The organism is Streptomyces griseobrunneus, from assembly GCF_046713465.1.
In the GTDB taxonomy this organism is placed as follows: domain Bacteria; phylum Actinomycetota; class Actinomycetes; order Streptomycetales; family Streptomycetaceae; genus Streptomyces; species Streptomyces microflavus.
Window position 1 is genome coordinate 5,005,293 of sequence record NZ_CP177080.1, and the last position, 24,701, is coordinate 5,029,993.

Annotated in this window: 17 protein-coding genes; 9 read left to right on the forward strand and 8 right to left on the reverse strand. The window is 71.3% G+C overall.

Features of this window, described 5'->3' with window-relative positions; translation table 11 throughout:
* Positions 1-38: 38 nt before the first annotated feature.
* Positions 39-791 (forward strand): response regulator, encoded by a 753-nt coding sequence (locus ACK8N7_RS22835; protein WP_015608914.1) that lies wholly within the window; start codon positions 39-41, stop codon positions 789-791.
* A gap of 18 nt (positions 792-809) precedes the next feature.
* On the opposite strand, the gene ACK8N7_RS22840 is transcribed toward ACK8N7_RS22835, so the two are convergent.
* Both ACK8N7_RS22840 and ACK8N7_RS22845 read right to left on the reverse strand, forming a co-directional pair.
* Positions 810-1,997: a winged helix-turn-helix domain-containing protein gene (locus tag ACK8N7_RS22840; protein WP_403213382.1), complete on the reverse strand. Its 1,188-nt coding sequence runs from the start codon at positions 1,995-1,997 to the stop codon at positions 810-812.
* A gap of 55 nt (positions 1,998-2,052) precedes the next feature.
* Positions 2,053-2,664: a GNAT family N-acetyltransferase gene (locus ACK8N7_RS22845; protein WP_500443947.1), complete on the reverse strand. Its 612-nt coding sequence runs from the start codon at positions 2,662-2,664 to the stop codon at positions 2,053-2,055.
* A gap of 240 nt (positions 2,665-2,904) precedes the next feature.
* On the opposite strand from ACK8N7_RS22845, the gene secA reads away from it, so the two are divergent.
* Positions 2,905-5,721 (forward strand): preprotein translocase subunit SecA, encoded by a 2,817-nt coding sequence (gene secA, locus ACK8N7_RS22850; protein WP_403213378.1) that lies wholly within the window; start codon positions 2,905-2,907, stop codon positions 5,719-5,721.
* A gap of 68 nt (positions 5,722-5,789) precedes the next feature.
* Here secA and ACK8N7_RS22855 read toward each other — a convergent pair whose 3' ends face one another.
* Positions 5,790-6,236 (reverse strand): Rv3235 family protein, encoded by a 447-nt coding sequence (locus ACK8N7_RS22855; RefSeq protein WP_403213376.1) that lies wholly within the window; start codon positions 6,234-6,236, stop codon positions 5,790-5,792.
* A 275-nt stretch (positions 6,237-6,511) separates the two neighbouring features.
* On the opposite strand from ACK8N7_RS22855, the gene ACK8N7_RS22860 reads away from it, so the two are divergent.
* Together ACK8N7_RS22860 and ACK8N7_RS22865 are read left to right on the forward strand one after the other, a co-directional pair.
* Positions 6,512-7,018 carry a DUF6912 family protein gene (locus ACK8N7_RS22860; protein WP_403213374.1) on the forward strand — a complete coding sequence of 169 codons (507 nt, stop codon included), beginning with the start codon at positions 6,512-6,514 and terminating at the stop codon, positions 7,016-7,018.
* 74 nt (positions 7,019-7,092) lie between these two features.
* Positions 7,093-7,770 carry an HAD family hydrolase gene (locus ACK8N7_RS22865; protein WP_015608908.1) on the forward strand — a complete coding sequence of 226 codons (678 nt, stop codon included), beginning with the start codon at positions 7,093-7,095 and terminating at the stop codon, positions 7,768-7,770.
* Positions 7,771-7,842: 72 nt separating this feature from the next.
* Here the strand turns inward: ACK8N7_RS22865 and ACK8N7_RS22870 are convergent, their stop codons facing one another.
* A complete protein-coding gene (locus ACK8N7_RS22870) occupies positions 7,843-8,412 on the reverse strand; it encodes a DJ-1/PfpI family protein (RefSeq protein ID WP_500443950.1) in 570 nt (189 codons plus the stop codon).
* 449 nt (positions 8,413-8,861) lie between these two features.
* Between ACK8N7_RS22870 and ACK8N7_RS22875 the strand changes: the two genes are divergently transcribed.
* Entirely contained in the window at positions 8,862-13,868 is a 5,007-nt protein-coding gene (locus ACK8N7_RS22875) for an NAD-glutamate dehydrogenase (protein WP_403213370.1), read from the forward strand.
* A gap of 111 nt (positions 13,869-13,979) precedes the next feature.
* Here the strand turns inward: ACK8N7_RS22875 and ACK8N7_RS22880 are convergent, their stop codons facing one another.
* Positions 13,980-14,795, reverse strand: a complete 816-nt coding sequence (locus tag ACK8N7_RS22880) for an ABC transporter ATP-binding protein (RefSeq protein WP_500443952.1) — start codon at positions 14,793-14,795, stop codon at positions 13,980-13,982.
* Complete coding sequence (locus ACK8N7_RS22885) at positions 14,788-15,693, reverse strand: ABC transporter permease (RefSeq protein WP_403213430.1); 906 nt, start codon at positions 15,691-15,693, stop codon at positions 14,788-14,790. The genes ACK8N7_RS22880 and ACK8N7_RS22885 overlap by 8 nt, the downstream gene beginning before the upstream one ends.
* 210 nt (positions 15,694-15,903) lie before the next feature.
* On the opposite strand from ACK8N7_RS22885, the gene ACK8N7_RS22890 reads away from it, so the two are divergent.
* Entirely contained in the window at positions 15,904-16,515 is a 612-nt protein-coding gene (locus ACK8N7_RS22890) for a TetR/AcrR family transcriptional regulator (protein WP_403213366.1), read from the forward strand.
* An 84-nt stretch (positions 16,516-16,599) separates the two neighbouring features.
* Here ACK8N7_RS22890 and ACK8N7_RS22895 read toward each other — a convergent pair whose 3' ends face one another.
* Both ACK8N7_RS22895 and ACK8N7_RS22900 read right to left on the reverse strand, forming a co-directional pair.
* Positions 16,600-17,823 carry a hypothetical protein gene (locus tag ACK8N7_RS22895; protein ID WP_500443953.1) on the reverse strand — a complete coding sequence of 408 codons (1,224 nt, stop codon included), beginning with the start codon at positions 17,821-17,823 and terminating at the stop codon, positions 16,600-16,602.
* A 69-nt stretch (positions 17,824-17,892) separates the two neighbouring features.
* A complete protein-coding gene (locus ACK8N7_RS22900) occupies positions 17,893-21,543 on the reverse strand; it encodes a bifunctional glycosyltransferase/CDP-glycerol:glycerophosphate glycerophosphotransferase (RefSeq protein ID WP_500443955.1) in 3,651 nt (1,216 codons plus the stop codon).
* A 154-nt stretch (positions 21,544-21,697) separates the two neighbouring features.
* Here ACK8N7_RS22900 and ACK8N7_RS22905 point away from each other — a divergent pair, with 154 nt between their 5' ends.
* The 3 genes from ACK8N7_RS22905 (at position 21,698) to ACK8N7_RS22915 (ending at position 24,623) form a co-directional block, all read left to right on the forward strand.
* Positions 21,698-22,825 carry a CDP-glycerol glycerophosphotransferase family protein gene (locus ACK8N7_RS22905; protein WP_500445820.1) on the forward strand — a complete coding sequence of 376 codons (1,128 nt, stop codon included), beginning with the start codon at positions 21,698-21,700 and terminating at the stop codon, positions 22,823-22,825.
* A 107-nt stretch (positions 22,826-22,932) separates the two neighbouring features.
* On the forward strand, positions 22,933-23,697 hold the full coding sequence (locus ACK8N7_RS22910) for a methyltransferase domain-containing protein (RefSeq protein WP_403213358.1): 765 nt from the start codon (positions 22,933-22,935) through the stop codon (positions 23,695-23,697).
* An 11-nt stretch (positions 23,698-23,708) separates the two neighbouring features.
* Positions 23,709-24,623 carry a TylF/MycF/NovP-related O-methyltransferase gene (locus ACK8N7_RS22915; RefSeq protein WP_500443957.1) on the forward strand — a complete coding sequence of 305 codons (915 nt, stop codon included), beginning with the start codon at positions 23,709-23,711 and terminating at the stop codon, positions 24,621-24,623.
* Positions 24,624-24,701 lie beyond the last annotated feature (78 nt).

A 24,701-nucleotide genomic window follows, 5' to 3' on the forward strand; every position in this document is an offset into this window, starting at 1 on the left:
CGATGACTATCAGGCCGTGGCCTTCAGGGGGAGGAACGATGGCGGACACCTTCGGGCCCGTGCGCGATTCGAGCGGTTCCGACGGCGCCGGTGCCCATGCCGGCGACGACCCGGACGGCACTTCGCGCAAGGAGCCCATCCGGGTCCTCGTGGTCGATGACCACGCGCTCTTCCGCAGGGGTCTGGAGATCGTCCTCGCGCAGGAGGAGGACATCCAGGTCGTCGGCGAGGCCGGGGACGGAGCGGAAGCGGTCGACAAGGCCGCCGACCTGCTGCCCGACATCATTCTGATGGATGTGCGGATGCCCAAACGCGGTGGCATCGAAGCCTGCACCTCCATCAAGGAGGTGGCCCCCAGCGCGAAGATCATCATGCTGACGATCAGCGACGAGGAAGCCGACCTCTACGACGCGATCAAGGCGGGCGCCACCGGATACCTCCTCAAGGAGATCTCCACCGACGAGGTGGCGACGGCCATTCGTGCCGTCGCGGACGGGCAGTCGCAGATCAGCCCCTCCATGGCCTCCAAGCTGCTCACCGAGTTCAAATCGATGATCCAGCGCACCGACGAGCGTCGGCTCGTCCCCGCTCCCCGGCTCACCGAACGGGAACTGGAAGTCCTGAAACTCGTGGCGACCGGTATGAACAACCGTGATATCGCCAAGGAGTTGTTCATTTCCGAGAACACGGTGAAGAACCACGTCCGCAATATCCTGGAGAAGCTGCAGCTGCACTCCCGAATGGAAGCCGTGGTCTACGCCATGCGCGAGAAGATCCTGGAGATCAGGTAGCCGCGGCGGCCCGGACTCTCAGCGGTAGGCCCGCTGGAGCGCCCGGCCGATCTCGTCCCTGAGCGGATCGCGCAGCTCCGGGGCGTCGATCCGCTCCAGCCGGATGTCCGTACAGCCCACCCAGGCCGCCGCCTCCACCAGGGCCTCGGCCATCGGGACCACGGCCTTCGGGCCGGCCAGGGAAGCCTGCCGGGCGACCAGCGTGGTGCCCTCACGCGCGGGGTCGACACGGCCCTGGAGCTTCCCGCCCGCCAGCAACGGCATCGCGAAATAGCCGTGGATCCGCTTCTGCTTGGGGACGTACGCCTCCAGCCGGTGCGTGAAGCCGAAGATCCGCTCGGTACGCGCCCGCTCCCAGACCAGGGAGTCGAACGGCGACAGCAGCGTCGTACGGTGGCGGCCGCGCGGCTCCGTGGCCAGCGCCTCGGGGTCCGCCCAGGCGGGCTTGGCCCAGCCCTCCACCGCCACCGGCACCAGACCGGAGTCCGCCACCACCGCGTCGAACTCCTCGCCCCGCAGCCGGTGGTAGTCCGCGATGTCGCTGCGGGTACCGACCCCCAGCGACCTGCCCGCCAGCGCGACCAGCCGCCGCCGGCACTCGGCGTCACTCAGGTCGTCGTGGAGCACGGCGTCCGGGACGGCCCGCTCGGCGAGGTCGTAGACCCGCTTCCAGCCGCGCCGCTCGGTGCAGACCACCTCGCCGTACATCAGGGCCCGCTCGACGGCGACCTTGGAGGCCGACCAGTCCCACCACTCCCCGCCGTTCTTCGCGCCGCCGAGCTCGGTCGCCGTCAGCGGGCCCTCGGCGCGCAGCTGCTTGATCACCGTGTCGTACGCGCCGTCGGGCAGATCGTGGTGCCAGTGCGGGCGGGCGCGGTAGGCCCGGCGGCGGAACGCGAAGTGGGGCCACTCCTCGACGGGCAGGATGCACGCGGCGTGCGACCAGTACTCGAAGGAGCGGCCGCCCGACCAGTACGCCTCCTCAACCGTGCGCCTGCCCACCGCGCCGAGCCGGGCGTAGGGAATCAGCTCGTGCGAGCGGGCCAGGACCGAGATGGTGTCCAGCTGGACGGCTCCGAGGTGGCGCAGCACCCCGGGCACGCCCGCCCGGCGGTCCGGGGCCCCCAGGAAGCCCTGTGCGCGCAGCGCTATGCGGCGGGCCTGGTCGGCGGAGAGTTCGACTGCGGGAGGGGGCACAGGCGTCATACGTCGAACCCTAGACCGCACCACTGACAGCGAGGGAAGGAATCCGGCCGCCGCCTCACCGCGGGGAATCCGTGGCCGTACCGGGCCGCCCGGCGTGCCGTTCGGGGAGATAGGGGTGGGTGCCGGGGAGCTCCAGGTCGGACGGGAGCAGCGCCGCCGTCCAGGCGTCGCGCCGCACCCCCTTGTTGAGCAGCCCGGACCGCTGGTCGCCCTCCAGCCGGAATCCGGCGCGCAGGGCGACGGCCCGGGAGGCCAGGTTGCCGATCTCGGCCCGCCACTCCAGCCGGTCCGCCCCGAGCGCGGTGAAGGCCCAGCGGGCGGAGCCGAGCACCGCCTCGGTGACGTACCCCTGACCGCGGTGCTCCTTGGTGGACCAGTAGCCCACCTCGTACGTCCCCGGCCGGCTGCGGCGGTCGATGGAGAGCGCCCCGGCGAGCGTTCCGGTCTCCCGCAGCACCAGGGCGAAGCTGTACGCGGAGTCGTCCCGCCAGCCCGCCGGGGAGAGCTTCGCGGTGAACAGCTCCGCGTCGGTGAGCCGGTACGGGGAGGGGATCACCGTCCAGCGCTGGATGTCCGGGTCCTGACAGGCCGCGTGCACCCTGTTGGTGTCCTGCGGGCCGAACGGCCGCAGAAGAAGACGTCGCGTGGTGAGAGTGATCGGCTCCATACGGTGATTCTCGTGAGCGGACTCCCGTGACGCGAGCACTTTTGGGGCTTCCCGGCACCTTCCGAGCCTCTGGGCCGTTGTCCCTGGAGGGTGCGGCGAGGTCCACGCGGCAGCAGCCCTCCCGACGCGGTGGTGTCCTCGCTTACGATGGCCGTTGCGGTGGGGCCCACCTGCCGTGCCCGCGCCAGAGTCAATTACACGACCCAGTGCCAGGCCCGACCGGCAAGGAGACCAGCCTCAGTGTCCGTCTTCAACAAGCTCATGCGTGCAGGCGAAGGCAAGATCCTGCGCAAACTGCACCGCATCGCGGACCAGGTCAGCTCCATCGAAGAGGACTTCGTCAACCTCTCCGACGCCGAGCTGCGGGCGCTCACCGACGAGTACAAGGAACGGTACGCGGACGGCGAGAGCCTGGACGACCTGCTTCCCGAAGCGTTCGCCACGGTCCGTGAGGCCGCGAAGCGCGTCCTCGGACAGCGCCACTACGACGTACAGATGATGGGCGGAGCCGCCCTGCACCTCGGCTATGTGGCCGAGATGAAGACCGGTGAGGGCAAGACCCTCGTCGGCACCCTGCCCTCGTATCTCAACGCGCTCTCCGGCAAGGGCGTGCACCTGATCACGGTCAACGACTATCTCGCCGAGCGTGACTCCGAGATGATGGGCCGGGTCCACAAGTTCCTCGGTCTGTCCGTCGGCTGCATCATCGCCAACATGACGCCGGCCCAGCGCCGCGAGCAGTACGCGTGCGACATCACGTACGGCACGAACAACGAGTTCGGCTTCGACTACCTCCGCGACAACATGGCGTGGTCCCAGGACGAGCTCGTCCAGCGCGGCCACAACTTCGCCGTGGTCGACGAGGTCGACTCGATCCTCGTCGACGAGGCCCGTACGCCGCTGATCATCTCCGGCCCGGCCGACCAGGCCACCAAGTGGTACGGCGACTTCGCCAAGCTGGTCACGCGCCTCACCAAGGGTGAGGCGGGCAACCAGCTCAAGGGCATCGAGGAGACCGGCGACTACGAGGTCGACGAGAAGAAGCGGACCGTGGCCATCCACGAGACCGGTGTCGCCAAGGTCGAGGACTGGCTCGGCATCGACAACCTCTACGAGTCGGTCAACACCCCGCTCGTCGGCTACCTGAACAACGCCATCAAGGCCAAGGAACTGTTCAAGAAGGACAAGGACTACGTCGTCATCGACGGCGAAGTCATGATCGTCGACGAGCACACCGGCCGTATCCTCGCCGGCCGCCGTTACAACGAGGGCATGCACCAGGCGATCGAGGCGAAGGAAGGCGTGGACATCAAGGACGAGAACCAGACCCTTGCCACGATCACCCTCCAGAACTTCTTCCGCCTCTACGACACGCTCTCCGGCATGACCGGTACGGCGATGACCGAGGCCGCCGAGTTCCAGCAGATCTACAAGCTCGGCGTGGTGCCGATCCCGACGAACCGGCCGATGGTCCGGGCCGACCAGTCGGACCTGATCTACCGCACCGAGGTCGCCAAGTTCGCCGCGGTCGTCGACGACATCGCCGAGAAGCACGAGAAGGGCCAGCCGATCCTGGTCGGCACCACCTCGGTCGAGAAGTCCGAGTACCTCTCGCAGCAGCTCTCCAAGCGCGGTGTCCAGCACGAGGTCCTCAACGCCAAGCAGCACGACCGTGAGGCGACGATCGTCGCCCAGGCCGGTCGCAAGGGCGCGGTCACGGTCGCCACGAACATGGCCGGCCGAGGCACCGACATCAAGCTCGGCGGCAACCCGGACGACCTCGCCGAGGCGGAGCTGCGCCAGCGCGGCCTCGACCCGGTGGAGAACGTCGAGGAGTGGGCGGCCGCGCTGCCCGCCGCGCTGGAGTCGGCCGAGCTGGCAGTGAAGGCGGAGTTCGAAGAGGTCAAGGACCTCGGCGGGCTGTACGTGCTCGGCACGGAGCGGCACGAGTCGCGCCGTATCGACAACCAGCTGCGCGGTCGTTCCGGCCGTCAGGGCGACCCGGGCGAGTCCCGCTTCTACCTGTCGCTGGGCGACGACCTGATGCGGCTGTTCAAGGCCCAGATGGTCGAGCGCGTCATGTCGATGGCGAACGTCCCCGACGACGTGCCGATCGAGAACAAGATGGTCACCCGTGCCATCGCCTCCGCCCAGTCGCAGGTCGAGCAGCAGAACTTCGAGACGCGTAAGAACGTCCTGAAGTACGACGAGGTGCTCAACCGGCAGCGCGAGGTCATCTACGGCGAGCGCCGCCGCGTCCTGGAGGGCGAGGACCTCCAGGACCAGATCCGGCACTTCATGGACGACACGATCGACGACTACATCCGGCAGGAGACCTCCGAGGGCTTCGCCGAGGAGTGGGACCTGGACCGGCTGTGGGGCGCCTTCAAGCAGCTCTACCCGGTGAAGGTCACCGTCGAGGAGCTGGAGGAGGCGGCCGGCGACCTGGCGGGCGTCACCGCCGAGTTCATCGCCGAGTCGGTCAAGAACGACATCCACGAGCAGTACGAGGAGCGCGAGAAGACCCTCGGCTCCGACATCATGCGTGAGCTGGAGCGGCGCGTGGTGCTCTCCGTGCTGGACCGCAAGTGGCGCGAGCACCTCTACGAGATGGACTATCTCCAGGAGGGCATCGGCCTGCGGGCCATGGCGCAGAAGGACCCGCTGGTCGAGTACCAGCGCGAGGGCTTCGACATGTTCAACGCCATGATGGAGGGCATCAAGGAGGAGTCCGTCGGCTACCTGTTCAACCTGGAGGTCCAGGTCGAGCAGCAGGTCGAAGAGGTTCCCGTGCAGGACGCGGCCGAGCGCACCTCGCTCGCCAAGGAGGGTGCTCCCGCCGCGCGTCCGGAGATCCGGGCCAAGGGCCTGGAGGCCCCGCAGCGTCCGGACCGGCTGCACTTCTCCGCTCCCACGGTGGACGGGGAGGGCGGTGTCGTCGAGGGCGACTTCGCCACCGACGGTGCGCAGTCCGGTTCGTCGGACGGCCTCACGCGTGCCGAGCGCCGCAAGGCGCAGAAGAGCGGTGGCGGCGGCGGTCGCCGTCGCAAGAAGTAGCACCAGCGACGCCGCATCGGCCGGGGCCGGACACCACCGGGTGTCCGGCCCCGGCCGCGTTGTGTGGATCACCGCGGGCCCGGCTGGCCCGCGGTCAGGCGTTCGCCGCCCAGCTCCACGGCCGCGCAGCGCCAGCGCTGGTCGGGGCCCTGCTCCAGGCGGAAGGCCATGGCCTGCACCCGGTCGCCCGCCGCGATGCTGGCGAACGCCTCGACCACCCCGGTGGCGGGCTGGGCGCCGTGGCAGTGGCGCAGGACCGGGCGGGCCCCCCGGGCGGCCCCGAGCGGGGTGCTGGGGGCCAGTTCGGCGAGCTGGTCGTAGGCGTCGCCGATGGTGTGGCCGAGCATCCAGTGCACCGGGCGCTGGCCGCTGAGGACCGCGAGCAGCCGTTCGGCGAACCACTGATGGGGCCGCGGCGGACGGTGCGGCCGCAGCCGCCGGGACCGCTGGGGAGGTACGGCCTGAGGCCTGCGCTGGTCGCGTCGGCCGGCGGGCCTCGTGCTGTCCATGCTCATGTTCATCGCCCCCGTGGACCGGGCCCGGTCAATACCGGGCGGTAACTTGTGCTGGGGATCTTCTACGGGGACGGCCGACAACACCGCAAGGGGCTCCCGCGCCCGGTCAGGGGCCCGGCCGGATTCACCTATCCGGGGCGCGGGCCTTGTGGCACAAGGGCCGGCGCGGGGGTGACGGGGCGCCACGGGTGGACGAGGGCCCCCGGTTGCCGGAACCCGAAAGGGGACGGTCCCCACGTATCCTGAAGGCGTCTCCGACTACGAAAGCGGCTGCCATGCGCGTGTATGTCCCTCTGACCCTCTCCGGTCTCGCAGCGGCACACGCGGACGGCGAGGTCGGCCCGGGTCCGCTGACGGCCTACGCGGTGACCCCCGGGCTGCGCGAGTGGTACGTCTCCGACGACATCGAGGAGCTGGAGTACGCGGCGCTCAACCGGGCCGCCGCAGCCTCGCTCCGCCTGATCGCCGGGAACCCGGACGAGGCCCGGCGCCGGATCGTCGTCGCCGTCGACGTACCGGACGGGACCGCCACCGCCGACCCCGATCACGGGCTGAGCGTGGCATCGCTCGGCGAGGTGCGCCTCGCCACCGCGCTGCCGCTGGCCAAGGCGGCCGCGGTGCACGTGGACGCCGACGAGGCCGAGAAGGACGTGGCCGCCGCCGCGGCGGCCCTGGGGGCTGCGGACCTCGGCGACGACGACGCGCAGTTCACGGTGGACGGCGCCGAGGACCACGAGCTGCTCTGGTTCGGCGTCCAGGAGATTCCGCAGCTCATCGGCTAGGTCATGGGCCGGCTCATGGCTGTTCCGTCGGCCCGCGCTTCTGCGTTGTCACACCCGGCGGGTACTTTTTCTGTATGACACCCGGGAAGACACGCACGCATCTGGTCTGGGACTGGAACGGCACGCTGCTCGACGACATCCATGCCGTCATCCACGCGACGAACGCCGCGTTCGCCGAGGTTGAGCTGGCGCCGCTCACGCTGGAGCAGTACCGGGAGATGTACTGCGTGCCCATACCCCGCTTCTACGAGCGGCTGCTGGGCCGGCTGCCCACCGAGGCCGAGTGGGAGCGGATGGACGACATCTTCCACCGGTACTACGCGGAGCACCGGGTGGCCTGCGGGCTCACCGCCGGGGCGGAGGACCTGCTGGCGCAGTGGAAGCTTGCCGGGCACAGCCAGTCGCTGCTGAGCATGTACGGGCACGAGCACCTCGTGCCGGTGGTGCGGGGGTACGGGATCGAGTCGCACTTCGTCCGCGTCGACGGGCGGACGGGGCCGTCGGGCGGGAGCAAGGCGCTCCACATGGAGCGGCACTTCGAGGCGCTGGCCGGGGTGGGCGGGATATCGCCGGAGAACTCGGTGGTCATCGGGGACGCGGTGGACGATGCGGTGGCCGCGGCGCATGTGGGGGCGCGGGCCGTGCTGTACACCGGGGGGTCGCACAGCCGGAGCAGTCTGCTGGCTGCGGGGGTGCCGGTGGTGGACAGCCTGGGGGAGGCGGTGGCGCTGGCCGAGACGTTCTCGGCCTGACGGACGTCCTCAAGCGCCGGACGGGCTGAAAAGATGTCCTCAAGCGCCTCACGGGCTGGATTTGGGGTTGGATCAGTTGGTCGGGCCCGACTGTGCCCGCAGCACCTTCAGGAACTCTCGCATCCATGCCGGGTGGTCCGGCCAGGCCCTGGATGAGATCAGTGTGCCGTCCACCACCGCTTCCGTGTCCTGGAAGGTCGCGCCCGCGCTCTGCATGTCGGGTTCCAGGGCGGGGTACGCCGTGACGCGGCGGCCGCTGAGGCTGCCGGTGGCCGCGGTGATCAGGGGGCCGTGGCAGATCTGGGCGACCGGGCGGTCCGCCGAGAAGAAGGCGCCGATGATCTTGCGCAGTTCGGCGTTGTTGCGGAGGTACTCGGGGGCGCGGCCGCCGGGGATCACCAGGGCGATGTAGGCCCCGGGGTCCACCTCGGAGAAGGCCAGGTCGGCGGGGAAGGTGTAGCCGGGCTTCTCCGTGTAGGTGTCGTAGCCGGGCTCGAAGTCATGGACCACGAAGCGCAGCGTCTTGCGTTCGGGGGCCGCGATGTCGACCTCGTACCCCTCCTCCAGCAGCCGCTGGTAGGGGTAGAGCACTTCGAGGGACTCGGCGGCGTCGCCGGTGACGATGAGGATCTTCTCGGGCATGGCGCGCTCCTCGGGGCTGTCGCGTGGGTTGTCGCGTGGGCCGACTCTCGTGCTCCAGTGACAGATTGCCCCCGGTCCCCCACGTGCGCCAGAGCGCACGTCCGTTCGTCGGGGCGGGATCCGCACTGTCCGAAGTGTCAAAGTTCGATGTCTTCTTTTGTACATATGCGGCTCATGACGGGGTGGGGTGCAGGGGCGATAGCCTGGTGCCGTGATCAGCGCGATACGCCTCGGGGGCAGCGAAGCCCCCGGCCGCCGCCCGGAGTGCCACCGCACCCGGGCGATCCGCGATCTCCCGACCCCGGACCGGCCATCAAAAATGGCCCATGTGTTCCCGGGTAACTCTCGAAGCGGCATAGCGTCGACCCAGACCGGAAACCCCGTGTCGTGGCGGTACGTCGTTTTTCTCACCTACGTCACGCAACGGCGCGCGACAGGAGCCAGAGGACATGCAGACCAAGCTGGACGAAGCCAAGGCCGAGCTGCTCGCAGGGGCTGCCCAGGTAGCTGACAACAGCCCGGGCGGTGGTGTGGGTGGCCCGGGCGTTACCCCCCGGGTGCGGGTTGCCGCCACCGGGGCCGACGAGGACGCCCGTCCGGGTCAGGACGTGGTGCTCGCCTACCTTCAGCGCTACTACCTGCATACGGCTCCCGAGGACCTCAGCGGCCGGGACCCGGTCGATGTCTACGGCGCCGCCGCCTCGCACTACCGGCTGGCCGAGAACCGTCCGCAGGGCACCGCCAACGTCCGCGTGCACACCCCGACCGTCGAGGAGAACGGCTGGACCTGCAGCCACTCCGTCGTCGAGGTCGTCACCGACGACATGCCGTTCCTGGTGGACTCCGTCACCAACGAGCTGTCCCGGCAGGGGCGCGGCATCCATGTCGTGATCCACCCGCAGGTCACCGTCCGCCGCGATGTCACCGGCAAGCTCATCGAGGTGCTCTCCGGCGGCCCCGGCATCCCCAAGGGAGCCAAGGGCCGCAAGGACGCCAAGGGCGGCCAGGCCGAGTTGCCGCACGACGCCCTCGTCGAGTCCTGGATCCACGTCGAGATCGACCGCGAGACCGACCGCGCCGACCTCCAGCAGATCACCGCCGACCTGCTGCGCGTCCTGTCCGACGTACGGGAGACCGTCGAGGACTGGGGGAAGATGCGCGACGCCGCCCTCCGGATCGCCGACGACCTGCCCGGCGAGCCGCTGGACGACCTCGCCGACGAGGAGGTCGAGGAGGCCCGCGAGCTGCTGCGCTGGCTGGCCGCCGACCACTTCACCTTCCTCGGCTACCGCGAGTACGAGCTCAAGGACAGCGACGCGCTCGCCGCCGTACCCGGCACCGGGCTCGGCATCCTGCGCTCCGACCCGCAGCACAACGTGGACGAGGACCACCCGGTCAGCCCGTCCTTCGACCGGCTGCCCGCCGACGCCCGCGCCAAGGCCCGTGAGCACAAGCTCCTCGTCCTGACGAAGGCCAACAGCCGCGCCACCGTGCACCGCCCCAGCTACCTCGACTACGTCGGCGTGAAGAAGTTCGACGCCAAGGGCAACGTCGTCGGCGAGCGCCGCTTCCTCGGCCTCTTCTCCTCCGCCGCCTACACCGAGTCCGTGCGCCGGGTGCCCGTCATCCGCCGCAAGGTCGCCGAAGTGGTGGAGGGCGCCGGCTTCTCGTACAACAGCCACGACGGCCGCGACCTGCTCCAGATCCTGGAGACCTACCCGCGCGACGAGCTGTTCCAGACCCCGGTCGACCAGCTCCGCGCCATCGTCACCTCGGTCCTCTACCTCCAGGAGCGCCGCCGGCTGCGGCTCTACCTGCGCCAGGACGAGTACGGGCGCTACTACTCCGCGATCGTCTACCTCCCGCGCGACCGGTACACCACCGGCGTGCGCCTGCGGCTGATCGACATCCTCAAGGAGGAGCTCGGCGGCACCAACGTCGACTTCACCGCCTGGAACACCGAATCGATCCTCTCCCGGCTGCACTTCGTCATCCGGGTCCCGCCGGGCACCGAGCTGGCCCACCTCACCGACGCCGACGCCGACCGCATCGAGGCCCGCCTCGTCGCGGCCGCACGCTCCTGGGCCGACGGCTTCGGCGAGGCGCTCAACGCCGAGCTGGGCGAGGAGCGCGCCGCCGAACTCCAGCGCCAGTACGGCCACTCCTTCCCCGAGGGCTACAAGGCCGACCACTCGCCGCGCGCCGCCGTGGCCGACCTGGTCCACCTGGAGACCCTCAAGGAGGGCGAGAAGGACTTCGCCCTCAGCCTGTACGAGCCGGTCGGCGCGGGCCCCGGCGAGCGCCGCTTCAAGATCTACCGGACCGGTGAGCAGGTCTCCCTCTCCGCCGTCCTCCCCGCGCTCCAGCAGCTCGGCGTCGAGGTCGTCGACGAGCGCCCGTACGAGCTGCGCTGCGCGGACCGCACGCACGCCTGGATCTACGACTTCGGGCTGCGGATGCCGCAGACGAACGGACACACCGGCCACCTCGCCGACGACGCCCGCTCCCGCTTCCAGGAGGCGTTCGCCGCCGTCTGGAAGGGCGAGGCGGAGAACGACGGCTTCAACGCGCTGATTCTCGGCGCCGGGCTGAACTGGCGCCAGGCCGTGGTGCTGCGCGCCTACGCGAAGTACCTGCGGCAGGCCGGATCGACCTTCAGCCAGGACTACATGGAGTCCACGCTCCGCAACAACGTCCACACCACCCGGCTGCTCGTCTCGCTCTTCGAGGCCCGGATGTCGCCCGGCCGCCAGAGCGCCGGCACCGAGCTCACCGACGGTCTGCTGGAGGAGCTCGACGGGGCCCTGGACCAGGTCGCCTCGCTCGACGAGGACCGGATCCTGCGGTCCTTCCTCACCGTCATCAAGGCGACGCTGCGCACCAACTTCTTCCAGTCGGCGGACGACGGCACCCCGCACAGCTACGTCTCGATGAAGTTCGACCCGCAGGCCATCCCGGACCTGCCCGCGCCCCGCCCGGCGTACGAGATCTGGGTCTACTCGCCGCGTGTGGAGGGCGTCCACCTGCGCTTCGGGAAGGTCGCCCGCGGCGGTCTGCGCTGGTCGGACCGGCGCGAGGACTTCCGTACGGAGGTGCTCGGCCTGGTCAAGGCGCAGATGGTGAAGAACACCGTCATCGTCCCCGTCGGCGCCAAGGGCGGCTTCGTCGCCAAGCAGCTACCGGACCCGTCCGTGGACCGGGACGCCTGGTTCGCCGAGGGCATCGCCGCCTACCGCACGTTCATCTCGGCGCTCCTCGACATCACCGACAACATGGTCGCCGGCGAGGTCGTGCCGCCCGCCGACGTCGTCCGCCACGACGAGGACGACACCTACCTCGTCGTCGCCGCCGACAAGGGCACCGCGAGCTTCTCCGACATCGCCAACGAGGTCGCCGTCGCGTACGGCTTCTGGCTCGGCGACGCGTTCGCCTCCGGCGGCTCGGCCGGCTACGACCACAAGGGCATGGGCATCACCGCCCGCGGTGCCTGGGAGTCCGTCAAGCGGCACTTCCGGGAGCTCGGCCACGACACCCAGACCGAGGACTTCACCGTCGTCGGCGTCGGGGACATGTCCGGTGACGTGTTCGGCAACGGGATGCTGCTCTCCGAGCACATCCGCCTGGTCGCCGCCTTCGACCACCGGCACATCTTCATCGACCCGACCCCGGACGCGGCGACCTCGTACGCCGAGCGCCGCCGCCTGTTCGACCTGCCCCGCAGCTCCTGGGCCGACTACGACACGGGGCTGCTCTCCGCGGGCGGCGGCATCCACGCCCGCAGCGCCAAGTCGATCCCGGTCAACGCGCACATCCGTGAGGCGCTCGGCATCGACGCCTCGGTGAGCAAGATGACGCCCGCCGACCTGATGCAGACCATCCTCAAGGCCCCGGTCGACCTGGTGTGGAACGGCGGCATCGGCACGTACATCAAGGCCGTCTCCGAGTCGAACGCCGACGTCGGCGACAAGGCCAACGACGCGATCCGCGTCAACGGCGAGGACCTCCGGGCCAAGGTCGTCGGCGAGGGCGGCAACCTCGGCGCCACGCAGCTCGGCCGGATCGAGTTCGCCCGCAACGGCGGCCGCATCAACACCGACGCGATCGACAACAGCGCCGGTGTGGACACCTCCGACCACGAGGTGAACATCAAGATCCTGCTCAACGGGCTCGTCCGGGACGGCGACATGACCGTCAAGCAGCGCAACAAGCTGCTCGCGGACATGACCGAGGAGGTCGGCGCGCTCGTCCTGCGCAACAACTACGCGCAGAACGTCGCCCTCTCCAACGCCTCCGCCCAGGCCCCGTCCCTGCTCCACGCCCAGCAGCGCTTCATGCGGCGTCTGGAGAGCGACGGCGCCCTCGACCGGGCGCTGGAGTTCCTCCCCGCCGACCGGCAGATCCGCGAGCTGCTCAACAACGGCACGGGGCTCAGCCAGCCCGAGCTGGCCGTGCTGATCGCCTACACCAAGATCACCTCGGCGGACGAGCTCATCTCCACCGTCCTCCCCGACGACCCGCACCTGCAGAAGCTCGTGCACGCCTACTTCCCGAGCCAGCTGCGTGAGCGGTTCCCCGAGGCGATCGACGGGCACGCGCTGCGGCGCGAGATCATCACGACGGTGCTGGTCAACGACACGGTGAACACCGCGGGTTCGACCTTCCTGCACCGGCTGCGGGAGGAGACCGGGGCGTCGATCGAGGAGATCGTACGGGCCCAGTTCACGGCCCGCGAGATCTTCGGCCTCTCCTCGGTGTGGGACGCCGTCGAGGCGCTCGACAACCAGGTCGCCGCCGATGTCCAGACCCGGATCCGGCTGCACTCGCGGCGCCTGGTCGAGCGCGGGTCGCGCTGGCTGCTGGGCAACCGGCCGCAGCCCGTCGCCATCGCGGAGACCATCGAAGGGTTCCGGGACGGGGTCGAGCAGGTCTGGAACGAGCTGCCCAAGCTGCTGCGCGGCGCCGACCTGGACTGGTACCACTCGATCCTGGACGAGCTGACCTCGGCGGGTGTCCCGAGCGAGCTGGCGGTCCGGGTCGCCGGGTTCTCCTCCGCCTTCCCGGCGCTGGACATCGTCGCTATCGCGGACCGCACGAGCAAGGACCCGCTGGAGGTCGCCGAGGTGTACTACGACCTCGCGGACCGGCTGCGGATCACCCAGCTGATGGACCGGATCATCGAGTTGCCGCGGGCCGACCGCTGGCAGTCCATGGCCCGCGCCTCCATCCGCGAGGACCTGTACGCGGCGCATGCGGCGCTCACGTCGGACGTGCTGAGCGTGGGGAACGGGACGTCCACGCCGGAGGAGCGGTTCCGGGCGTGGGAGGAGAAGAACGCGGCGATCCTCGCCCGGTCGCGGTCGACGCTGGAGGAGATCCAGGGGTCGGACGCGTTCGATCTGGCGAATCTGTCGGTGGCCATGCGGACCATGCGGACGTTGCTGCGTACGCACGCGTAGTTCTTGTACGTCTGTGGGGGCCGGTGCCGTTGGTGGCGCCGGCCCTTTGGGCGTGGGGGTCCGTCCTCGATCGCCGGACGGGCTGGAGTTGGCCGGACGGGCTGAAAACGGCTACTTGCGCTTGGTGAACGCCTCGTACGCTGCCACCACTTCCTTGGCCGGGCCGTCCATCCTCAGCGTGCCCGCCTCCAGCCACAGTGCCCGGTCGCAGGTCTCGGTGATGGACTTGTTGCTGTGGCTGACCAGGAAGACCGTGCCCGCCTCGGCACGCAGTTCCTTGATGCGGTCCCTGCTGCGGCGCTGGAACTTCGCGTCGCCCGTGGACAGGGCCTCGTCGATCAGGAGTACGTCGTGGCTCTTGGCGGCCGCGATGGAGAAGCGCAGCCGGGCGCCCATGCCGGAGGAGTACGTGCGCATCGGGAGCGTGATGAAGTCGCCCTTCTCGTTGATGCCGGAGAAGTCGACGATGTCGTCGTAGCGCTCGCGGATCTGCTGCCGCGTCATGCCCATCGCGAGTCCGCCCAGCACCACGTTGCGCTCGCCGGTCAGGTCGCCCATCAGGGCCGCGTTCACCCCGAGCAGCGACGGCTGGCCCTGGGTGTGCACCCGGCCCCGGGTCGGCGGGAGCAGGCCCGCGACCGCTTTGAGCAGTGTCGACTTGCCGGAGCCGTTGGAGCCGATCAGGCCGATCGCCTCGCCCTTGTACGCGGCGAAGCTGACGCCCTTCACGGCGTGCACCTGGCGTGCGCCGGGGGTACGGCGGCGCGAGGTGAGCCGGCTGAGCGCCGAGGTCGCGCTGCCCTTGCCCGTACGGGCGCCGTTGACGGTGTACGTGATGTGGACGTCGTCGACGACGACCGTCGGGGCACGGTGGTCAGGGGTGCCGGGGGTGCCGGGGGTGCCAGGGGAACTCTTGAGGTCAGCCACGTCCGTACGTCTCCTCCGCCTTCCAGAAGTACACGAATCCCGCCACACCGCACAGCAGCGCCCACCCGGCCGCCGCCGCCCATACGTGCGGTGGCAGCTGCGCCGCGCTGTAGCTGTCGATGAGCGCGTACCGCATGAGGTTGATGTAGAGCGCCGCCGGGTTGTACTCCAGCGCCACCATGACCGCGTGCGGCACCCGCTCCCCCTTGAGCAGGTGGTCCAGGCTCCACATCACACCGGACGAGTACATCCAGGTCCGCAGCACGAACGGGGTCAGCTGAGCGATGTCCGGGGTCTTCGCCGTCAGCCGGGCCACGGCCATCGACACCCCGGTGTTGAACACCGCCTGGAGGGCGAGGGCCGGAATCGCCAGCAGCCAGGACGGGCGCGGGTACTGGCCGAACACCAGCAGGATCAGGGTCAGTGCCCCCAGCGAGAACAGCAGCTGCTGCAGCTGCTGGAGCGCCAGCGCCACCGGCAGCGAGGCGCGCGGGAAGTGCAGGGCCCGCACCAGGCCGATGTTGCCGCTGATCGCGCGGGTGCCGGCGGTGATCGAGCTGCTGGTGAAGGTCCAGATGAAGACCCCGGTGACCAGGAACGGAACGAAGTCCTCCACGCCGTGCTTCGTGTTCAGCAGGACGCCGAAGATGAAGTAGTAGACCGTCGCGTTCAGCAGCGGCGTCATGATCTGCCAGACCTGGCCGAGTTTCGCCTGGCTGTACTGGGCCGTCAGTTTGGCCGTCGCGAACGCGGCGATGAAGTGCCGCCGCCCCCAGAGCTGCCGGATGTACGCGGGCAGCGCGGGCCGGGCACCGCTGACCGTCAGGCCGTGCCGGGCGGCGAGCGCGGCCAGCTCGCCTGGCGCGTAGACGGGGACGGCCTGGTCGGGGGCGCTCACCGAGGACGGCGCCGGGGGCGCCGGGGCTGCTGTCTGGCTCACCACGAACGATCGCTTTCGACGGAAGCGGGAGGGGGGAAGTGGAGCGGAACGATACGGTCCCGTAGGGACGCCCTCGTTGGGACGGGACCGTATCGTCGTAACGCTGAGAGTAGGACGCATGTACGTCGCAACGCAACCGTCCCGTCGTCGCGCACTATCATTCGGGCCATGACAACCGAACGGGGAACCCGCCGCCGCGCCCCCGCAGGCGCCGCCGTCCTGCGCGAGGACGTCACCGACGCCATCCGCGCGGCCGTCTTCGAGGAACTGGCCGCGGTGGGGTTCGCCCGGATGTCCATCGAGGGCATCGCGCGGCGCGCCGGGGTCGGCAAGACCGCCGTCTACCGCCGCTGGAAGTCCAAGCTCGCCCTCGTCCTCGACCTCGTCGCGGCCGTCGCCGTGCAGGGGATGCCCGCGCCGGCCACCGGCTCGCTGTACGGGGATGTGCGCGCCGTCCTCGAACTCGCCGCCTACGCCCTGCGCCACCCGGTCGCCTCGCAGGTCATCCCGGACCTGCTGGTGGAGGCGGCCCGCAATCCGGAGATCTCCGAGGCGATCAAGGCCGCACTCCTGGACCAGCAGCAGGGCGTCGCCGCCGTGGTGGTCAGGGAGGCGGTGGCCCGGGGGGAGCTGCCGGAAGGGAGCGATCCGGACCGGGCGCTCGACCTGATCGTGGGGCCGCTCTACTGGCGGCTGGTCGTGGTCCGGGGCGAGCTGCCCAAGGGGTACCTCGACGACCTGGCCGCCTCGGCGGTCGCCGCGCTCCGCAACGGCGGCTGAGGCAGGCAGCCCGCTGCGGAGTCCGGCGAGGCCACCGCTCCGGCACGCGCGGGCCGGGTCACCTCCCCGGTACGCGCGGCCAGGTCACCGCTCCGGTACGCGCGCCAGCACCTCACCCGTACGCGGGCTGTACGCCAGCACCGCCGCGTCCCCCGGCAGCTTCTGGAACCGGGTCAGCAGCACCCACCGCACCCCGTACCGTCCGGTGATCCGGTCCCGCTGCTCCTGCGTGGTCGCCGAATCCAGGTAGGCCGCCACCGCCCGGCTCCGCGCGCGCCGCTCGGCCGCCACGAGCCCCGCGTCCGGCAGCCCGTCCGCGAGCACGTACGCGCCGTGCCCGGCCAGGGCGTACATCGCCGGGCGGCTGTCCGTCAGCACCACCTCGCCGGGCGGGATGTGCGCGGTGGCCCAGGTGTACGGCTCCCCGGTCACCGGCGCCCCGCCGCTCTCCGGGCGGCTCGGGGCACCGGCGGACGACGGGGCCGACTGGGCGGTGAGCCCGTTGTAGTACGGCCACACCGCCGCCACGGCCGCCGCGCACAGCCCAGCCAGCGCCCACCTCCGCACCGTCGGCCGGATCCGGGTCCGCTGCCGCACCGCGATCAGCGCGACCACGCCCAGCGCCGCACCCAGCGCCGACGGGGGATGGACCAGCAGGACGAGCCCGAGCAGGACGCCGATCCCGGCCGCCTCCGCCCACCCGGGCGCCCTTCCCGGGGGCCGCCCGGAGCCCGGCCGGGGAACCCGGGTGACCGCGCTGCCGGTCCAGGCCCACAGATGCAGGGTGACCGCCACGGCGAACGTGCTCGGCGCGCTCCACCGCCCCGGGTCCGCCCAGTGGATCAGGGCCAGGGGAATGAGCGCGAGGACCGGCACCCAGCGGTTCGGCGTCAGCAGCCGGGCCAGCCGGCCGATCCCGGTCAGCAGCAGCGCCAGGTTCACCGCGGCGGACAGCACCAGCACGAACTGCCCGGAGAGCCCGCCGGCCCGGGCGGTGAGGCCCTGCAGAACGGCGTACGGGGAGTAGTGCGCGCTGGCCACGGCGGGCAGGTCCGTCATCGGGAACGACGGGTGCAGCAGATTGCTCCGCAGCCGTTCCACGACCGCCGCGTTGAGCCCGGCCTCGCAGCACATCGGGACCTGCCAGGCCGCTGCCGACAGCACCGCCCACAGCAGACCGCCCAGCAGGACGTACGGCGAGGGCAGCCACCGGGGCGCTACGACAAGCTCGTCGTCATCGGCCGCCCGGGGAGGAGGCGCGGGGGGAGGAGCGTCGGACGGGGCGGGTGTGGCGGAGGAGAGGGGCACGGATCATGGGTTCCGTGCGCGGGGCCTTCCCTCCCGCCCGCCACTCTTCCGGGGGACGGGCGGCAGGCCCTACGGGGCGTCCGCCAGCAGCCGGTCCGCGACCCGGGCCGCCGCGCGGCCGTCGTCCAGGTCGCAGTAGTCGCGCCGGAAGCTCTCGTACGCGTCCGCGTGCCGGGCGGCCAGCGCCCCGATGGAGCGCAGCGCCTGGGCCACCTCCTCCGTCGTGACCAGCAGCGGCCCGGGCGCCCGGGTCTCGAAGTCCAGGCAGAAGCCGCGCACGGTGTCGCGGTAGTGCTCCAGGTCGTACGTGTGGAAGAGCATCGGGCGGCCCGTCAGCGCGAAGTCGAACATCAGCCCCGCGTAGTCGGTGACCAGGACGTCGGCGATCAGGAGCAGTCCGGCCGCGCCCGGGTGGTGCGAGATGTCGAGCACGCCGGGCCCGTCCTGGACCCCGCCGGTGACCCGGGGGTGCCGCCGGACCAGCACCGTGTGGCCGGGGCCCAGCGTGCGTGCGAGGGCGTGCGGGTCGAGGGCCGGATCCCAGCGGTACGGGCCGGGGGCCGTGCGGTCGGACGGGTCGGGGGAGGCGGACGGGGGGTGGGCCAGGTGGTCGCGGTAGGTCGGCGCGTACAGCACGACCCGGTGGTCCTCCGGGATGCCGAGCGTGCGCCGGACCTCCTCGGCGGCCTTGTCCCGGTCCGGCGGGAACAGCACGTCGGCGGCGGGTGATCCGGCTTCCAGCACCTCCCCCTCGTACGCCAGTGACCTGCGCAGCAACGGGGTGGCGAAGCGGCTCGGGGAGACCAGCACCGACCATTGGGCCGACCGGTGCGCCAGGGTGGCGAGATGCTGGTGGTCGGCGTAGAGGGTCTCCGCCAGGCCGGTGCCGAAGCGGCCGAGCGGGGTTCCGTGCCAGGTCTGGACGACCGTCTGCCCGGGGCGCCGCTCGAACCACGCGGGCAGCTGTTCGTCCGTGACGATCCGGCGGGAGCGGGCCAGCGCCTCGTACCAGGCGGCGCTGTGCACGGGGACGGCCCGCGCACCCGGCGGGACGTGGGTCGTGCGGCCGGGAGCCGTCCCGGTGACCCACAGGTGCTCGGTCTCCGTGCCCCGGCGCACGAGCTCGGCGTGCACGGCCCGTGGGGAGTCGCCGCCCGCGTAGAGGACGGTGTCCAGGAGCGGGAGGGTGGTGCGCCGGGCGCGGTAGTGCGAGGCGTGCAGGAGCCGCCTGCTGTACGCGCTCCGCTCGGCGACCGGGAGCGCCCCTCCCGCCACGACGGTCAGCCGGTCACCGTTCCGCCGCTCCAGGGCCAGGGCGGAGTCGCCGCAGGGCAGGTGCGCGGCGAGGGAGGTGAGGACGCGCACGGGGCGGCCGTCCAGGTGGAGGGCCCAGCGGCCTTCGGGGAGCGGCGGGGCGATCGACGCCGAGAACCGGCCCGTCACGCGGTCCACGGCGGCCTCCGCGACCGGGGCGCTCTCGTGGAGGGTCTCGTGTCGGAGGACGAGACGGGCGCGGTTTTCGCCCGCCGCCCCAAGGAGCGCTGAGGCCGGCGCGTCCGCCCTCGAAGCCTTCGGAGCGTCCGTAGCCGTAGCCGTAGCCGCCGGAGCGTACGTCCCCGAAGCGGTGGCCGCCGGGGCGTACGTCCCCCAGACGCGCACGCCCCCCTCGGCCGTGCGCTCCACCGCATCCGCGACCGGCAGCCCGCCCAGGTGCACCACCAGCTCTCCCGCCGCGTCCGCACGCGCGGGCGGCGGCAGGTCCGGGGCGGCGGGCAGCCGGACACGGGTCCCGTCGGCCAGCAGCAGCCGGGTCCGCCACCGCGCGCCGGTCTCCGCCCCGACCTCGTGCGGGGCCCGGTGCGGGGCGGCCGGTACGGCGGCGAGGCCGTCGAGCGGAATGCGCACCGTGAACGGCGTCCCGCGCCTCCCGCCCACCGCATCAGCCCCGCCCGGCGTACCGACCCCTGCCTCAGCCCCGCTCCCTGCCTCAGCCCCACCCACCGCATCCGCCGCATCCGCCGCGCACTCCACCGGGAACGAACGCTCCTCGGCCCCCTCGCGCATCAGCAGGACGGCCACGGGCCCGGGGCCTCCGCAGAACCGGCCCGTCAGCTCCAGCGGGCCCCCCTCCGCGCCCCCGCTCGCCTCCACCACCGCCCCCGGCCGCCACACCCGCAGCCGCAGCCGCCCGCCCCGGTGGTCGAGCACCGCCCGCCGCCCGTCGCCCAGGTCGTGCACGAGCGGCTGGTCCGCGCCCGCGTCCAGGGCGCGCACCGCCACCCGCCGTACCGTTCCGCGCGCCGCGACGACCAGCCCGACCAGCCAGCCGCCTCCGCCGTCGCCGTCCGCCGTCGCGGGCAGCCGGTCCGGGTCCAGGACCATCTCGAAGCCCGCGTGGTCGTAACCGTGCAGCTCCTGACCGGAGTTCACCGTCGCCTCGGGCACGGAAACCGCCCGCACGGGAACCATCCGCACCGGCAAGGCCCGCGCCCGGCGGCCCCCGCCCTCCGCCCGGACCATCCCCACCTTCAGCTGCTGCCGCGCCGACCCGGCCGGAAGGTTGCGCAGGTAGGCGTACCCGCGCAGCCGGAGCTTCCCGTCCGCGCCCCACCGTGCCTCCACGAGCCGTGCGACCGCCGGTACGTCGGTGCGCGCGAGCCGGGCACTCGCGCCGCGCACGCCGGGGTACACCGCCCGCCGCCGCCCGGGCAGCCCCTCCACGGCGAACACGCCTGTCCCGTTGGCCCTTTCGAAGGCGAGGACCGCCAGCAGCTCGCCCATCCGCCGCTCCCGCACCAGGCGCCACTTGATGCGCAGCTCCACCGGCAGCCCCTCCAGCACCCCTTCCCCCGCCCGGTCGACGAACGCCCCGGCCCCCTCCAGGAACGCCGACCGGTACGCGTCGCCGCCCATCGGCAGGCCGTCCAGGAAGTACCCGAAGTCGTCGCGCAGACAGGACGCGTCGTACGCCCGCCGCTGTTCCGCGACCCCGTGCTCGCCCAGGAACGCGCTGACCTGCTCGCACGCGGCGATCCGGTCCCGTACGCCGGTGACGTCCGTACGCCGCCGGGTGATCGACCCCTCCCGCACCCGCCAGTAGTAGACGTGCTCGTGCAGGACGTCGACGGACCCGGAGAGATGGTGGGCGGGGATCATCACCGGGGTGTCCTCGTACAGCTTCCCCTCGGGGAAGGTGAAAGCGTGCGCGTCCCAGAAGGAGCGCCGGAACACCTTGTTCCACGCCACCCGGTCGGCGAGCAGGCGAGGGTCCCGGGTGATGTGGGTGCGGGGACGCGTGGCGGTCAGCCAGCGGTACTGCCACGCCTGCTGCCGCCCCTGGGCGGTCAGCCGCCACACGTTGCCGGTCACCAGATCGGAACCGGTCGACTCCAGCGAGGCCACCATTCGCTCGTACGCGTCGTGGACGACGAAGTCGTCGCTGTCCGCGAACGCCAGGTAGGGGACGGTGGGGGTGGTGTGCCGGACGCCGGCGTTGCGTGCCGCGCTGAGGCCCGCGTTCTTCTGCCGCACCAGCCGGAACCGGTCGTCCCGGGCGGCGAATCCGGCGGCGATCCGGGCGCTGGAGTCCGTCGACCCGTCGTCGACCATCACCACCTCGATCGCGGCGAGGGTCTGCTCCGCCACCGACCGCAGGCAGTCCTCAAGGTAGTCCTCGACGTTGTGGACGGGGACGACGACGCTGAGGAGGGGTGGCTTCATGTCCTGGTCAACAGAGGGCGGGTCCCGGGGTCACCGGCGCTGACCCGAACGGGTGAACGCGGGCCCCCGTCCACCGGGCCCGCGACTACCCTCGGCTGCCATGCCCTCCAGGCCCACCAGAGCATCCGTGAAGCGGTTCGTCCGCCGGCAGGTCATGCGGGCCGCCTACCGCACCGACCTCCACCGCCCCCTCGACCCGAACCTCGCGGTCTACGGGGCCTACTGGAACCGGGGCGTCGCCTGCAATCCCGCCGCGATCCACACCAAGGCCCGCGAACTGGCCCCGCACATCCGGGGATTGTGGGTCGTCTCCTCCCGGCACCGCGACCGGATGCCACCTGGAGTGCCGTACGTCATCGAGGGCTCGCGGCCCTACTGGCGGGCCATGGCCACCGCCACGTACCTGGTCAACAACTCCAGCTTCCCCGGCGGCTTCACCAAGCGCCCCGGGCAGCGCTACCTCCAGACCCACCACGGCACCCCGCTCAAGACGATGGGGCTCGACCAGCGCGCGTACCCCGACCTCGCCCGGAAGGCCGACTTCGGCAAGATCCTCGCCCATGTGGGGCAGTGGGACTTCAGCCTCTCCGCCAACCCGCACACCACCGGGATCTGGGGCCGCGTCTACCCGGGCCCGTACGAACGGCTCGACCTCGGCTACCCCCGTAACGACGTCTACTTCACCGCCACCGCCGAGGACATCGCGAAGATCCGCGCCGGACTGGGCATCACCGAAGGGCAGACCGCACTCCTCTACGCCCCGACCCACCGCGACTACCGCGAGGGCTTCGTCCCCGATCTCGACCCCGAGCGCCTGGCCCGCGAACTGGGCCCGGAATACGTGCTCCTGGTGCGCGCCCACTACTTCTACGGGCGTTCCGCCGGAGCCACGGGCGCAGTGGACGGCCGGGTCCTGGACGTCACCGCGCATCCCCGGGTCGAAGACCTCTGCCTGGCCGCCGACGCGTTGATCACCGACTACTCGTCCCTGACCTTCGACTACGCCTGCCTGGACCGCCCCATCGTCGTCCACGCACCCGACTGGGACGCCTACCGGGCCGCGCGCGGAACCTACTTCGACCTGCTCTCCGGCCGGCCCGGCGACACCCCGGGCACGGTCACCACCACCTCCGACGAGCTGGTCGAGGCGTTCCGTAAGGGGGAGTGGCGCTCACCCGCGTCGGCCGCGCTGCGCACCGCGTTCCGGGAGCGGTTCTGCCCGTACGACGACGGGCGCGCGGCGGAACGGGTCGTACGGCGGTTCTTCGGCACCCCGCACTGACGTCCGCCACCCGAATGGCTCAGGCCCCATGACTCCGTGCGCTCCCTCTGCCCCGCCCGGTCGTTGATTGCGACAGCTCGCGCACACCGCCAGGTTGGGAGACATCCATGCACCGGTCCGCCTACGAGCAGATGGAACTCTGCATCCGGGAGTATCTGCCTGCCGAAGGGCCCGCCTCCGGCACCTACCGGGTCGTCGACCTCGGCTCCCGTATCTCCGGCAAACAGACCCGCACCCATCGGGCGCTCCTCGCCAAGCACCCCATCGACTACTTCGGCGTCGATGTGCAGGACGGGCCCAACGTGGACGCGGTCATGAAGAAGCCGTACCGCATCCCCGCCCGCTCCAACAGCGCCGACGTCGTGCTCTCCGGGCAGGCGTTCGAGCACATTCCGTTCTTCTGGGCCTCCATGCTGGAGATCGCACGTGTTCTGAAGCCGGGCGGCCACGCCTTCATCACCGCACCTTCGCGCGGCCATGTCCACGATGCGCAGGACTGCTGGCGCTACTACCCGGACGGGTTCCGCGCCCTGGCCGCCCACTCCCGGCTCGAACTCCGCGAGGCCTACACGGACTTCCCGCCGCAGAAGGGTATCTGGCACGACTACCGGGCCATCGACAAGAAGGCTGCCTACTGGGGCGACTCGGTGGGGGTGTTCCGCAAGCCGCAGGGCTATCCCCGGCTGACGATGTTCGCCGTACGGGAGCTGGCGGTCTGGTGGGCGAACCGGGTCGGTGGCGTGGACGGTGTCCCGCTGCCCCCGCCGCTCGACGGCCGGGAGCAGTGCGGGCGCCCGAAGTCCGTGCCCGCGCAGACGTCGGAGCCGGCGCCCGTACTCGAACAGAATCCGACCCGATCAATGGCAGGTTGACGAAAAGTGACATGCGCCACAAACCGCGCGTACTGTCCCGGTCCATGGCTTGGCGCAACGCCGTCAACGGCGTCCTTCAGCAGCTCACCGGATACCAGCTCAGGCGCGTGACGGTGCCCGCCGCCCGCACGGCCCCGGCCGAATCCCTCGCGGCCTCGACCCCGGCCCCGGCGCCCCCGAAGCCGGAAGCGAAGAAGCCGGAGGCGAAGAAGGCCCCGGCGAAGAAGGCCCCGGCGAAGAAGCCCTCCCCGGCCTTCCCGGAGGACTACGACGACGAGGCCAGGGACATCATCCGGGCGGTCAAGCCCTACTCGATGACCTCGCCGGAGCGCCTCAACGCCTTCATCCTCGCCACCCGGTACATCGCCCGGCACAACATCCCCGGTGACATCGTCGAGTGCGGCGTCTGGCGCGGCGGCTCCATGCAGGCCTGCGCCCGGACCCTGCTCTCCGTCGGGGAGACCGAGCGCGAGCTGTACCTCTTCGACACGTACGAGGGCATGACCGAGCCCACCGCCGAGGACCTGCGGCGCGACGGCCGCCCGGCGCAGGAGCTGCTGGACGCCCAGGGCAAGGACCGGCCGATCTGGGCGGTCGCCTCGCTGGACGACGTCAAGGCGGGCTTCGACAACGTCCCGTACCCGAAGGAGCGCGTCCACTACGTGCAGGGCCGGGTCGAGGACACGGTCCCCGGGCAGGCGCCCGAGCAGATCTCGATCCTGCGCCTGGACACCGACTGGTACGCCTCCACCAAGCACGAGCTGGAGCACCTGTACGCCCGGCTGGTCAGCGGCGGTGTGCTGCTGATCGACGACTACGGCTACTGGCAGGGATCGCGCCAGGCCGTCGACGAGTTCCTCGACAAGACCGGCGAGCGGCTGTTGCTGCTGCGCATGGACGAGGGCCGCATCGCCGTCAAGCCCTGATCCGTCGGACCCGACCCAAGCCCCGTGCCCCTCCCCGGTACGGGGCTCGGCCGCGTAACCGGCGCGCCCCCGTACGCG